Origin of the sequence: Methanoculleus chikugoensis (assembly GCF_019669965.1) — an archaeon.
In the GTDB taxonomy this organism is placed as follows: domain Archaea; phylum Halobacteriota; class Methanomicrobia; order Methanomicrobiales; family Methanoculleaceae; genus Methanoculleus; species Methanoculleus chikugoensis.
Map to the genome: position 1 here is coordinate 873,134 of NZ_AP019781.1, position 12,046 is coordinate 885,179.

Sequence of the window (12,046 nt, forward strand, 5' to 3'; positions counted from 1 at the left end):
CGTGTTCGTTTCTCTCGGCACCCCCGTAGTGTAGTGGTCAATCATGCAGGACTTTGGATCCGGCGACGGCGGTTCGAATCCGCCCGGGGGTATGAAAACTTCATGTTTACTACCCGAGGCATAGTTTTTAAGAATGGCACGAGATTGGAGAGCAATTCGAACGGTGCACCATATCTACCGATTCCCTTATTGCGGCATTATCGGGGAGGGTGCCGGCGAGTTTGATTGATGAGGGAATCCGCTATCGGATGGACCTTCTCAAATCCCGGATGAAGTTAGAGCCTGCTGCCGACAGACACCTCGGATTCGGATCATGGGGTGTGTGTATCCTAAGGGAAAATCTGGAGAGTGACACGGGATAACCTTTATTCCCCATACTCGCCTATAGTGGACTATGGTAACGACGATCCAACTCCAACCCGAGACCAAGTCTCGCCTGGATGATATGAAACTCCACCCACGAGAAACCTACGACGAGACGCTGAACCGTCTCCTGGACATGGCGTATGATCCGGAACCGCTTTCCGAAGAGTCCATGAAGAAAATTGAAGAAGCCTTTGAAGACATTCGGGCCGGCAGAGTTCGTCCCTTCGAGGAGTATGTCCGGGAACAGGACCTATGATATGGCGACTGCTCATCACGGCGGGTGCCGAGCGGGACCTCAATAAAATCCCCGAGCCTGATCGCAAACAAATTAAGGATGAACTCTATGCTCTGGCAGATGAACCGCACCCCAAATCTTACGTTAAAAAGATGAAGGGGCACTCACGCAGCCCCCTGTACTCTTTTCGTGTTGGGCAGTATCGAGCGATCCTCACCATCGAGGGCAATACAATGATAATCACCCTGGTCGAGGTCGGAAACCGGAGTAAAGTCTATCGGAAATATTGAATCTGCCTACCTAAGGTCGTGAACTGGGATGATCTGCGCGGTATGCCTGGGATATTGAACTTAAAGTTCTGATATTGCCCGGGGGTACTGCATTCATCCGGCCTTCACATTGCCGCACGTGAGTATTTTGCAGCCACTCTCATCTTGTTCGGCGGCGAAACCGGAAGGGACTTTTTGGCGTACGGCGAGCATACGAGAATGACCCATCTCTCTCCTCTCCTGATCGCCCCCTGTGGCATAAACTGCGGGCTCTGCATCGGTTACCTGCGGGAGAAGAACAGGTGTCCGGGCTGCCGGACGGAGGATGCCGGCAGGCTGAACGCGTATTGCGCCCGGTGCGGGATCCGGCAGTGCGAAGACCGTACGGGGGAGTACTGCTACGAATGCGCCGGATATCCCTGCACGCGGCTGAAACACCTAGACAGGCGCTACACAAAATACCGGACAAGCGTGCTCGACAACCTGCGCGAGATACGGGAACAGGGAGTCACGGAGTTCGTTGAACTGGAGAAAGTTCGCTGGACCTGTCCACAGTGCGGGAATATCCTCAGCATGCACAGGGATCGCTGCCTGCACTGCGGTCGGACGTGGTGAGGAGGGAGCATCACCCGCACCGCCGCCGGTTCCTTTTGTGTCTCAATAGAACTTCGCATACCTGCCCTGTGCCTCAATAACCTCCGATGACGGACGAGAACGGGCAATCGGGTTCATCGCAAACGGCAATGCGATATCGGCCCATGCTGCCGCCACCGCCCGCGTGACCCCGGCGCCGTCGATACCTTTTTTGCGCTCGATACCCTCCCGCCTCCCGGTGCCATCGAGCATGACCGAGGTTGATACGAGGATACGATCGATCCATGCCCGCGAGATCCTGGACTCAAGGGGGAACCCGACCGTCGAAGCGGATGTAATACTCGCCGGCGGGGTGTCCGGGCGTGCCGCGACCCCGTCCGGCGCATCGACCGGGAAACACGAAGCCGTCGAGCTTCGGGACGGCGTAAAAGACCGTTACGGCGGCAAAGGAGTGCAGAAGCCGGTCAGCCGGATCAACGGCGAGATCGCCGCCACCCTGCAGGGCATGGACGCCAGTGATCAGGCGGCGGTGGACGAGTCACTCTCCGATCTCGACGGAACACCGAACAAGCGGAACCTGGGCGCCAACGCCACGCTTGCAGTCTCCATGGCCGCCGCCCGGGCAGCCGCCGCCGCAGAGGGTCTCTGGCTCTGGGAGTACCTGGGAGACCCGCTCAAGCCGCTCCTTCCCGTCCCCATGATGAACATCCTCAACGGCGGCGTTCACGCCAACTGGCAGGGGCCGGACTTTCAAGAGTACATGATTGCACCCTACGGCGCTCCGAGCGTCGCGGAAGCGGTCCGGTGGGGGAGCGAGACCTACCATGCGCTCAAAGAGATCCTCAAAGCGCGGGGTTACACGACCGGCGTCGGCGACGAAGGCGGGTTTGCCCCTGCGGTCTCCACGAACACCGAGCCGCTCGACCTGATCGTGGAAGCAATCGAACGTGCCGGGTACGCGCCCGGTCAGGAGATCGGGATCGCTCTCGATCCGGCGTCGAGCGCGTTCTACAACGACGGCGTCTACAACCTCAGGACCGAAGGGCTGACCCTGACCGCTGCCGAGATGGTGGACCGATACCGCGACCTTGTGGCGGCATACCCGGTCATCGTCATCGAGGACGGCCTTGCCGAGGACGACTGGGACGGCTGGCGGCTGCTGACAAAGGCACTCGGGGATCGGGTGGAACTCGTCGGCGACGATCTCTTCGTCACGAACGTCGATCGGATCGATCTGGGCATCCGGAAGGGGGCCGCCAACGCCGTCCTGATCAAGCCCAACCAGATCGGAACGGTGACCGAGACAATCGCCGCGGTGCATCTCGCGCAGCAGCAGCACTGGGGCGCGATGGTCTCCCACCGGAGCGGCGAGACGGTCGACACGTTCATCGCCGACTTCACCGTCGCCATGCAGACGGGGCACCTCAAGACCGGTGCACCGGCACGGGGCGAACGGGTGGAGAAGTACAACCAGCTCATCAGGATCGAAGAGATGGCCGGGGATACGGCCCGGTATGCCGGGAGGAGCGGGTTTGTCCGGTAGTTGCCGGGGTGGCGTCTGAGACCGTGTCATCAGGCAGAATCTCGGGTGCGGCGGAGAGATGGTTCTGGATTGCACTGCAACTCTCCCGTGTTCCACATATTTCTTAAGGCCTCCCTCCCAGATCATGGGTAAACCATGGAAAGTGCATTATCTATCGAACTCCAGGTGAGCCTCCTCCTCTTCCTCGCGCTCGCCGGCTATCTCCTGGCATCCAGGATCAACCAGTCGGCGACGGTCGGGGCCATCCTCGTGGGGATCCTGGTCGGACCGAGCGTGCTCGGCCTGATCACCTACACGGACTTTGTCGCGGCTCTGGCCCACATGGGGGCGATCATCCTCCTCTTTGCCATCGGGTTCGAGTTCAATCTCAAGGATATCCTCACGCTTCGTAACGGCGTCATCTCGTTCTTCGGCGTGGTCGTCCCGTGGGTAGGCGGTTACGCCGTCACCATCCTCTTCGGGTTCGACTTCGCAACCGCGGTCTTCGTCGGGACGGCGCTGACCGCGACGAGCACCGCCATCACCGCGAACGTCCTCAAGGAGATCGGCATGCTCCAGACCGAGGCAGCGAAGGCGATCATCGGCGCAGCGGTCATCGACGATATCCTCTCTTTACTCGCGCTCTCTATCACCCTGGACCTGGTGGCCGGGGGAGTCGCGATCGGGTCATTCATCCAGACGATCGCCATAGCTCTGGCCTTTGTCGTCGTCGCCGGTACCGTCGGGGTCCTCGTTGTACGAAGACTCATCCAGCGGATGGATGCATCCCCCCTGGCGCGGCAGTATCGCGGTTTTGTCTTCATCTTTGCCCTGATGCTGGCGTTCCTCTACGCATTGGTCGCCGATCTCATCGGTCTATCGGGGATCATCGGGGCGTTCCTCGCCGGAATTGCCTTCAGCGATGTCGAACTCCGGCAGAGCAGGAGCGTCAAACTGGGCGCCGAATACTTCGAGGTCGTCTTCGCCTCGATCTTCTTCATATCGCTTGGAGTCCTGGTCGACATCCATGCACTCACCGCTGAGATCGCTCTCTTCGTTGCGGCGCTGACCGTGGTCGCTCTCGTCACCAAGATCGTCGGGTGCGGTCTCCCTGCCCGGCTGATGGGGATGTGCCGTGAGGACTCCCTCATCGTCGGGTTCGGGATGGCGGCGCGGGGAGAGGTGACGATGATCATCGCGCTGATCGGGTTGAATGCCGGGTTCATCGACCAGGGCATCTTTGTGGCCTGTATCCTGATGAGCCTGCTGACCACCCTCATAACCCCGATCGTCTACCGGAACTGGTTCTTCAAGGGCGCATACTGTACCCCGGAGTGATGCGGGGGAAGATCCCCCCATCATTTTAAAAGAGACGTCTAGTCTCCCGACACGCCCGGTTCTCACCAGGCCTCAGGAAACGCCCTGTTGGTGTAGATGTCCTCGAGGCGCGCCTTGTGGCCCCGCTCCATCGAGGCGAGGCTCTCGAAGAGCTCGATCTGGTCGGGGTCGACGCTCAGGCCCGCGAGCTGGGTGTACATCTGCATCGCGTCGAGTTCTTTCCGGATCGCGATGACCAGGCCGTCGAGCGGTTTCAAGTCGGCCGAGAGCGGCGGGACATCGAGGGTGTCGGCGACCTTGTAGTCCCGTTTCGTGTCGAACCCCAGTTTCCCGGGCTCTTTTAAGAGAAGGGCCTCCAGGGTCTTTCGGTGTTTGCTCTCCTCCCCGGCAAGCTCGTTGAAGAGATTCTTTAAGTTCTCATCCGTGACCTTCTCCCTGACCGTGCGGTAGAAGGTGTAGGATTCGATCTCCCTCTCGATAGCGTTCGATATGATAGAACGATATTCGTCGGTGTCCATGACTCATGCACCGGTGGGACAGTAGCGTTTGAGGTTTTTATACCTTGTTGGGGGCGGGGTTTGGTGTGGTGTTGGATCAAGGTGTGTGAGATGCCTGCAGGTCTTCATGTGTAGTTATCAAGGCAAGCGACGATTGAGGAGGAAATCCGGGAGGTTCGAAGAGGCTGAGGAGCTTCGATTTGCGACAAAGAAGGTGACCGAATCGAGGGAAAATCCGGATGCAGTGGACCGTGGGAGTATCGCCATAGGGGGTGGGGACAGGGGAGGGGGGTATCCCCCCTCCCCGCGAGCCGCCTCCTCCACGTGGCGATAACCGGTGGAAAGCCGTAGATTGGGTTTGTGGCGTTTCTAAGAACGGTAGGTGGGATATCCCCTGTTTGACATCGTCAGGTGCGAGGCACGACTGAAAGGAGCGTGCGAACCATTTGGTGGGAGTTGCAGCAGCGTGGCTTCGTGCTTTGCAAAAAAAGAGATTAAATAAACCGGGGCTTCCGCGAGAGGAGCCTCGGCGTGTAGAGCGGGCGGAAGGGCTTTTCGGTGGTCTCCAGCTTCACCGCCTGGATGAGTTCGCTCTCAGTCATCGACTCCTTGTAGGGTTTCTTCTTCTCCGAGAGTCTCCGGATGGTGACCATGAGCCGGCCGGTCTCGGCCTCCTGGTCCCCGATCACCGCGACGTAGGGCACCCAGTCCATCCCGGCCTCGCGGACCTTCTTGTTCACGCTCTCGTCCCGGTCGTCGACATCCGCCCGGATGCCGGTCGCGTTCAGGCGGGCGCCGATCTCTTCCGCGAAACAGACGTGCCGCTCCGCCACCGGCACCAGCCTGACCTGGGTCGGGGCGAGCCAGGTCGGGAACGAGGGGACCTCCTGGGTTGCGGTGTTCTCGAGCATCGCGCAGATCACCCGCTCGATCGAGCCCGTCGGCGAGCAGTGGAGGATCGGCGGGTGAACCTCCGTCCCGTCAGGGGCGTAGTATTTGATGTCGAACCGGTCGGCGCTCTCCACGTCGATCTGGACGGTCGGATTCTCGATCGGCCTGCCCTGCGCATCGATCGCTGCGAGATCGGCTTTAGCGATCCAGTAATGAGTCCGCTCCGAGAGGACCTCGACCAGCATCGGGACGCCCGACTTCGCGACGATCCCCTTCACCCAGAGTTCGTACTGCTCAAAGAAGTCCCGGGTGCACCGGAAGATCCCGACGAGCGGTGTCTCGAGATCCTCGCCGCTCTTCCAGCCTATCGCAAGTTGCTCCTCGAACGCCGTGAGCGCGCCGTCCACGTCCCGGCAGAGGGTGTGCATATCGGGCATCGTGAATGCGCGCAGGCGCTTTAACCCGATCACCTCGCCCTTCTGCTCGTGGCGGAACGAGTAGGTCGAGAGTTCGTAGAGTTTCATCGGGAGGGTGTTCGGGGAGATGTGCATGTCGTGCATGATCGAGAACATCCCGAAACACGCCGCGAACCGGAGCATCATGTCGCGGTTGCCGCTCTTGAACCGGTACTGCCGTTCCCCGAACTTGGCGGCGTGCTCCGAGATTGCCTTATCGCCGAGGTCGTACATCACCGGGGTCTCGACCGGCATCCCGCCGTACTCGAGCACCTGCGCAAGGACGTAGTCGGAGAGGAGGTCCCGGATCAGTTTCCCCCGGGGCATCCAGCGGTGGTTCCCGACATCCGCGCGTGGTTCATAGTCCACGAGTTCCTTCGCGCGCATCAGGTCGACGTGCGCCGGCTCGCCCCCTTCCGGCCCCGGATATCCGAGTTCTTTGCGGATCAGCGAGGCAAAAGGAGTGTTCTCCTTTGCGTATTCGGCTGCGTCTTTGCGGTCCCCCTCAGGGGTGATGACGAAGAACTCGTGCTCGATCTCCTTCTTCGGTGCGGCCGCTCCTTCAACGGGCACAATCGTCCGGGAGAGTTCCGAGAGCGGGTGGCCCTTGCAGGAGAGCGAGAAGGCCTTGTACCAGCCGAACGGCGCCCGCTTCACGACAACGTCGTCGTCTGTACCGGCGAGAGTTTCCTGGATGCCCTTAAGAACGCTCACCGCCGCATCCGGCGATGCAAGGTCGGAGGAGAGGTGGGCATAGGGGTAGATCATGATATTGGTAGTGCCGAGCTGCCGGGCGGTGGTGATGATCTCGTCCGCCGCCTGCCTGACGGCATCCTCGATGTTTTCCTCGTCGACAGACTCAACCGCGCAGAAGACGGCAAGCGCCTCGTCGAGTGCGTCCTTCGGGACCGCGTCCTCTTCGGCGACCTTCGTCTTCTTCCGGGCCTCGTATTCGATATGGTCAGAGTGGATCAGAAGAAGTCGCATTGGTATCCCCAGTTGAATCGTTCAATATCTGTTTTCCTGCTATATAGTGCATGACGCTCGGCGGGCAGGGAGCACGTACCCCGGGCCGCCATCCTGTCGGATTCCCGGTGTCACTCCTGTGCGCGGCGCGCGTTCTCGTGGTAGCGGGAGAGGGTCGCCTGCCGCTGGTCCATGTACTTCGCGTCCTGCTTCATGTTGTACGGGCGCGCGGCACGATCCGTGCGGTAGAAGACCAGCTGCCCGATCGGCATCCCCGCATAGACCTTGACCGGCCGGGAGTTCACGTTGCACATCTCGAGCGTGATCGTCCCCCGAAAGCCCGCGTCGATCCAGCCCCCCGTCTGGTGGAGCTCGACCCCGAGGCGCGCGATGCTGCTCTTCCCCTCGATGCTCGCCACGACGTCGTCGGGGAGCTCGATCGACTCGAGCGTCTCGGCGAGGAGGAACCGGCCCGGTGTAAGGACGATCGAGTCGGCCACCGTCTCCTCGGTCTCTCTGCAGACAGTCTCTCTGTCGTAGGGGTCGATCACGGTCTCTCCGGGAACGTACCAGACAAAGTGCGAACCGAGCCTGATATCCAGGGAATTTGGCTGGATCAGGGATGGTTCGAAGGGGTCTACCCGGATATGCCCGCGCCTGATCCGATCCTCTATCTGCCAGTCGACAAGAATCATTCTAGTAGATCTCTCCCGCAACCTATTCTTTGTTTTCGAGATGCCACTCCGTCCGGCGCATCAGCCCGTGAAGGGTGCTCGCCTCGCGGATGGTCAGTTTCGTCCGGCCGAGCACCCGGCGGATGAGCGTCATCGTATTCTCCCGCTTGAAGTCCGGATGGTCGATCCGGTCGAGGAAGGCGCTGATGTGCCGATAGAGCGAATCCATCTCGACCTGCCCCGCGAGCGGGTAAGTCCCGCGCGGCAGGTTCGCGAGCTCGTAGCAGAGGATGCCCACCGCGTGGGAGAGGTTGAGGATGGGATAGATCTCCGAGGTCGGGATGGTGCAGATGAGGTTCGCCCGTTTGAGTTCGGTATTCGCAAGCCCCCAGTTCTCCCGCCCGAAGAGGATCGCGACCTTCCCGTCGATATCGCCGACGATCTCCCTGACCTCCGCCGGCGCGTAGTAGGGCATCCGCATCGGAGTGCAGACCGATTTGCTCACCTCGCCGGTCGTCGCGACCACGAAGTCGAACTCCCGGTAGACCTCCTCGACCGTCATCTGCCGGGCGCCTTCGAGAACGTCGCGGGCGTGGGAGGCGCGCATGGTCGCGTCGTCGCCGAGCGTGCAGGGGTTGACGAGAACCAACCGGGTGAACCCGAAGTTCTTCATCACCCGGGCGGTAAACCCGATGTTTCCCTCGTAGAGGGGTTCGACCAGGACGATCGAGATCTCAGGCATGCCTCATTGTACCGCCCGGACCGTCGCCCGGAGCACGTCGATCCCTTCCTCGTAGACCGCGTTCCCCACGACGATCGTGTCGGCATAGCGGCCCATCTCCGCCGCCTGCTCGGCCGAACGGATCCCGCCGCCGTAGTAGAGGGTGGCGTGCTCGATCGCCTCGGACGCCGCCTGCACGATTGCGGGATCCCCGTAGGTTCCGCTGTACTCGATGTAGACGATGGGGAACCGGAAGTAGCGGTCCGCGACCTGTGCGAACGCGGCCACGTCCTCTCCCGAGAGGCTGCAGTCCGCCCCCGTCACCCGGCCGACGGCCGAGTTCGGGTTGAGGACGATGTAGGCCTCGGGCACCACCATCTCCCAGTCGATACTGCTCGCCTGGCGGAGCCAGGCGTAGTGCTTCCCGACGACCCAGCGGACGTCGTTCGTGTTCAACACGCTCGGCACGAAGAGGTGGTCGATCCCGTTATCAAAGATGGCGCAGTCGGGGCTCGCCGGTTCCACCACCAGCGGCAGCCCGTAGGAGGAGACCAGATCCAGGAGTTCATGGAGGTTCTCCCGCGTCACGTTCAGCGTGCCCGAGAGCATCAGGGCGTCGGTTCCGCTCGTCGCGATCTCCTCGACGGCTCCCTCGGGGAGGCGTTTATCAGGGTCAAGTTTCGTTACGTGTGCCCAGGTCTTCCAGTTCGCGTGCATGGTGTCACTTCAGGTGGCCGATGTAGTCGCGGAGTCTGGCCTTCGGGATGCCGGTGATGGAGGAGACCTTCTCCGGGTCGGCTTCACGAAGCGTTGCGGCGTCATAGATGCCTGCAAGGTAGAGCCTGTCCACGGTCGCCTCGCCGAGCCCGGGGATCTCCAGGAGTTCTTTGCGCCCGCGCTCGAAGACTGCCTTGGAGATCTTCTGGGGGGCGGGGCGACCGAGGTGCCTGCAGACCAGATCCACATGTTTATGTACGGTTTCCGGGTTAATGCCGGTTTTGCTTGCAAGGTAGGGGATGGGGAGGTAGCAGAGGTCGTCGGGGCTCGAGACGCCGCCTGCCTGGTACTTCTTCAGGCTGACTGCGGGAACCCCGGCCTCCCGGAGGGCGCGCTCGTTGCAGAGCCCGCGGGCCGCGTCCAGGAGTTCGGTTCCGGTGGTCTCAGGTATCCCGGCCTTCTTGATCGCCGCAACGTCGGCGAGCGAGAGCGCGTGGATATCGCCGATCCCCTGTTCGAGGAGGTTCTTGATGATCTTCGCGTGGCTCCGCCCCTTCCTCGGGGGCACGATCTTTCTGACGAACTTCCTGAGTTCCGAACGGCGGCGGAGAACCTCGAGTGCATCCTCTGCCTCTCTCGCGAGCTCTGCGGCCTCTTTCGTCCCGGCGCCGACGGCCTTCGCGAGTTCTTCAGGCTGCATGCCCGCGATCTCGGAGACCGTGTAGATGTGGTGCGCGTGCAGGCGGTGCATGAGGTCGTCGGTCATCGAGGGCATCATCCGGAGCGCCTCGACGTTCGAGGCGATATGGCTGCAGAGCGGACAGCCGATGTCCCACGGGCGGGCGCCTTTCCGGATCAGGCGGACGTGGGAGAGGTTGTGCTCTCCGCAGGTCGCTTCGACCCGGATTGCCTTGCCCCAGGTGCTGCCGGGCAGGCTGATGTTGAACCGGCACTCGGGGTAGCCGGTGCAGCCGATGAACTGGGAGACGCCGATGTGCCGGATCCGGAGATCGTGGCCGCAGGCCGGGCAGGGGCCGACGGTATGCTCCTCGGCGGTCTGCTCCATGATCTCGGTGCCGATCTCCGACTCATGCGCCTCGAGTTTGTCGAAGACCTTATGAAGCATCTCGCGGGACTCGGTGACGACGTCGTCGCGGGAGCGCCGGCTCTGCTTGATGAGCTGCATGTGCTCCTCGAGCGTCCGGGTCATCTCCGGCTCCGTGATCGTCTCGGCGTGGTTGTCGAGCGCGTCGATGACCGCCCGGCCGACGAGCGTCGGGCGAAGCGGGTTGCCTTCCACGTAGCGGCGGGAGACAAGTTTGCCGATCACCTCGTGCCGGGTGCTCTTCGTGCCGAGGCCGAGTTCCTCCATCACCTGGATGAGCCGGCTCTGGGAGTAGCGCGCCGGCGGCTGCGTCTCCTTCTCTTCGAGGTTCACCTCCCTGATCGGCAGCCTCTCACCCGGGGCGAGCACCGGGAGGATGTTCTCCTTCGCCTCCGAGTAGGGGTAGACCCGGCGCCACCCGGGGTAGAGGAGTCTGCCGCCCGTGGCCTTGTAGGGCTCGCCGGCCGCGTCGAAGGTGCATCTCGTCGTCGTCCACTTCGCGTCGGGGGAGAGGGTCGCGAGGAACCGGCGCACGACGAGTTCGTAGACCTTCCACCGGTCCTGCCCGAGAGCCTCCCGGGCCGCCGCCCCTGTCGGGTGGATCGGCGGGTGGTCGGTGCTCTCCTTCTTGCCCCGGGTCGGGACGGGCCGCCGGTTCTGCTGCACCCAGGCGACATCCTTATCGAAGATTCCTCCTTTGAGGGTATTGAGGATCGTGTCCAGGTTCAGCGACTTCGGGTAGACCGTGTTATCGGTCCTCGGGTAGGAGATGTACCCGTTCATGTAGAGGTCTTCGGCGATCCGCATCGCGTTTGCCGCCGAAAGGCCCAGGCGGCTCGCCGCGACGATGAACGTCGTGGTGTCGAACGGCGTCGGCGCCCGGTCGACTTTCTGCCCCTCCTTCACGTCCGTGACGATGAGCGGCTCCTTTGTTCCCGCCTCCGCGGCGAGGGCCGCATCGTGGTCGGTGAACCGCCCGGCGGTGTGCCGCGCCTCGATCGCTACACCGTCCTTCTCGGTTTCGAGTGAGAGCATCCAGTAGGTCTGGGGGACGAAACTCTCGATCTCGCGCTCCCGGTCAACGATCATGGCGAGCGTCGGGCTCTGGACCCGGCCGACGGAGAGGATATTCGTGCCGCCCCGGCGTGCCGCGAGGCTGATGAACCGGGTCAGCGACGCGCCCCACATAAGGTCGACCGCCTGGCGGGCCTCGCCGGCGGCCGCGAGGTCGAAGTCGAGGTCGGTCAGGTTCTCGAACGCGGAACGGATCTCCGCCGGGGTTATCGCGGAGAACCGGGCCCGGTTGATCCTGACGCCGGGGTTCACCGCACGGACGAGTTCGTAGGCCTCCTTCCCGATCAGTTCTCCTTCCGTATCGTAATCAGTGGCAATGGTGACGAGGTCAGCCTTCTTCGAGAGTTTCTGGATGAGGTTGACGATCTTCTTCTCGGTCGGTTTCTTGACGATGCCCGCGTCGATGAGGCTCCGTGGCGTATGGGTCTCGCTCCGCCAGTTCGTGTAGCCGGGCTCGAAGTCCACCTCCACCACGTGCCCTTTGAGGCCGACCACCGTCTTCGTGTCGAAGGAGTAGGTGGATACGCTTCCGTCCTTCGTCGCTCTCACCTTCTCGCTGCCGGCGAGGATCTGCGCGATCCGGTTTGCCGAGATGTTCTTCTCTGCGATGATCAGATGCACT

General features: G+C 62.0%; 12 protein-coding genes and 1 tRNA gene. 6 read left to right on the forward strand and 7 right to left on the reverse strand.

Annotation, left to right across the window (positions count from 1 at the left end):
- Positions 1-19: 19 nt before the first annotated feature.
- The 4 genes from MchiMG62_RS04515 to MchiMG62_RS04530 all read left to right on the forward strand — a co-directional run bounded on the left by MchiMG62_RS04515 (position 20) and on the right by MchiMG62_RS04530 (position 1,485).
- Positions 20-92: transfer RNA gene (locus tag MchiMG62_RS04515), tRNA-Gln, on the forward strand.
- A 302-nt stretch (positions 93-394) separates the two neighbouring features.
- On the forward strand, positions 395-622 hold the full coding sequence (locus MchiMG62_RS04520) for a DUF7557 family protein (protein WP_054848320.1): 228 nt from the start codon (positions 395-397) through the stop codon (positions 620-622).
- Positions 619-891 (forward strand): type II toxin-antitoxin system RelE family toxin, encoded by a 273-nt coding sequence (locus tag MchiMG62_RS04525; protein ID WP_221058070.1) that lies wholly within the window; start codon positions 619-621, stop codon positions 889-891. The genes MchiMG62_RS04520 and MchiMG62_RS04525 overlap by 4 nt, the downstream gene beginning before the upstream one ends.
- 198 nt (positions 892-1,089) lie before the next feature.
- Positions 1,090-1,485, forward strand: a complete 396-nt coding sequence (locus MchiMG62_RS04530) for a DUF3795 domain-containing protein (RefSeq protein WP_221058071.1) — start codon at positions 1,090-1,092, stop codon at positions 1,483-1,485.
- A 42-nt stretch (positions 1,486-1,527) separates the two neighbouring features.
- On the opposite strand, the gene MchiMG62_RS04535 is transcribed toward MchiMG62_RS04530, so the two are convergent.
- Positions 1,528-1,716: a hypothetical protein gene (locus tag MchiMG62_RS04535; RefSeq protein ID WP_221058072.1), complete on the reverse strand. Its 189-nt coding sequence runs from the start codon at positions 1,714-1,716 to the stop codon at positions 1,528-1,530.
- Here MchiMG62_RS04535 and eno point away from each other — a divergent pair.
- The gene (eno, locus tag MchiMG62_RS04540; RefSeq protein WP_221058073.1) at positions 1,715-3,007 is read left to right on the forward strand and encodes a phosphopyruvate hydratase; all 1,293 of its coding nucleotides are present in this window, start codon (positions 1,715-1,717) and stop codon (positions 3,005-3,007) included. The genes MchiMG62_RS04535 and eno overlap by 2 nt on opposite strands.
- A 135-nt stretch (positions 3,008-3,142) precedes the next feature.
- Positions 3,143-4,324 (forward strand): cation:proton antiporter, encoded by a 1,182-nt coding sequence (locus MchiMG62_RS04545; RefSeq protein WP_221058074.1) that lies wholly within the window; start codon positions 3,143-3,145, stop codon positions 4,322-4,324.
- Between the two features lie 62 nt (positions 4,325-4,386).
- Here the strand turns inward: MchiMG62_RS04545 and MchiMG62_RS04550 are convergent, their stop codons facing one another.
- The 6 genes from MchiMG62_RS04550 to MchiMG62_RS04575 form a co-directional block, all read right to left on the reverse strand.
- The gene (locus tag MchiMG62_RS04550) at positions 4,387-4,842 is read right to left on the reverse strand and encodes a ferritin-like domain-containing protein (protein WP_221058075.1); all 456 of its coding nucleotides are present in this window, start codon (positions 4,840-4,842) and stop codon (positions 4,387-4,389) included.
- A 473-nt stretch (positions 4,843-5,315) separates the two neighbouring features.
- A complete protein-coding gene (locus tag MchiMG62_RS04555; RefSeq protein ID WP_221058076.1) occupies positions 5,316-7,154 on the reverse strand; it encodes a threonine--tRNA ligase in 1,839 nt (612 codons plus the stop codon).
- Positions 7,155-7,264: 110 nt separating this feature from the next.
- On the reverse strand, positions 7,265-7,828 hold the full coding sequence (gene dcd / locus MchiMG62_RS04560) for a dCTP deaminase (RefSeq protein WP_074369321.1): 564 nt from the start codon (positions 7,826-7,828) through the stop codon (positions 7,265-7,267).
- A 22-nt stretch (positions 7,829-7,850) separates the two neighbouring features.
- Positions 7,851-8,549, reverse strand: a complete 699-nt coding sequence (locus tag MchiMG62_RS04565; protein WP_221058077.1) for an RNA methyltransferase — start codon at positions 8,547-8,549, stop codon at positions 7,851-7,853.
- 3 nt (positions 8,550-8,552) lie between these two features.
- The gene (locus MchiMG62_RS04570; RefSeq protein WP_221058078.1) at positions 8,553-9,245 is read right to left on the reverse strand and encodes a phosphoglycerol geranylgeranyltransferase; all 693 of its coding nucleotides are present in this window, start codon (positions 9,243-9,245) and stop codon (positions 8,553-8,555) included.
- A 4-nt stretch (positions 9,246-9,249) separates the two neighbouring features.
- Positions 9,250-12,045 (reverse strand): DNA topoisomerase I, encoded by a 2,796-nt coding sequence (locus tag MchiMG62_RS04575; RefSeq protein WP_221058079.1) that lies wholly within the window; start codon positions 12,043-12,045, stop codon positions 9,250-9,252.
- Between the last annotated feature and the right edge of the window lies 1 nt (position 12,046).

Coding starts and splice junctions, on each gene's coding strand:
- MchiMG62_RS04555 (WP_221058076.1), bottom strand. CDS start 7,154: ATGCGACTTCTTCTGATCCACTCTGACCATATCGAATACGAGGCCCGG.
- MchiMG62_RS04550 (WP_221058075.1), bottom strand. CDS start 4,842: ATGGACACCGACGAATATCGTTCTATCATATCGAACGCTATCGAGAGG.
- MchiMG62_RS04565 (WP_221058077.1), bottom strand. CDS start 8,549: ATGCCTGAGATCTCGATCGTCCTGGTCGAACCCCTCTACGAGGGAAAC.
- eno (WP_221058073.1), top strand. CDS start 1,715: ATGACCGAGGTTGATACGAGGATACGATCGATCCATGCCCGCGAGATC.
- MchiMG62_RS04520 (WP_054848320.1), top strand. CDS start 395: ATGGTAACGACGATCCAACTCCAACCCGAGACCAAGTCTCGCCTGGAT.
- MchiMG62_RS04545 (WP_221058074.1), top strand. CDS start 3,143: ATGGAAAGTGCATTATCTATCGAACTCCAGGTGAGCCTCCTCCTCTTC.
- dcd (WP_074369321.1), bottom strand. CDS start 7,828: ATGATTCTTGTCGACTGGCAGATAGAGGATCGGATCAGGCGCGGGCAT.
- MchiMG62_RS04570 (WP_221058078.1), bottom strand. CDS start 9,245: ATGCACGCGAACTGGAAGACCTGGGCACACGTAACGAAACTTGACCCT.
- MchiMG62_RS04530 (WP_221058071.1), top strand. CDS start 1,090: ATGACCCATCTCTCTCCTCTCCTGATCGCCCCCTGTGGCATAAACTGC.
- MchiMG62_RS04535 (WP_221058072.1), bottom strand. CDS start 1,716: ATGCTCGATGGCACCGGGAGGCGGGAGGGTATCGAGCGCAAAAAAGGT.
- MchiMG62_RS04525 (WP_221058070.1), top strand. CDS start 619: ATGATATGGCGACTGCTCATCACGGCGGGTGCCGAGCGGGACCTCAAT.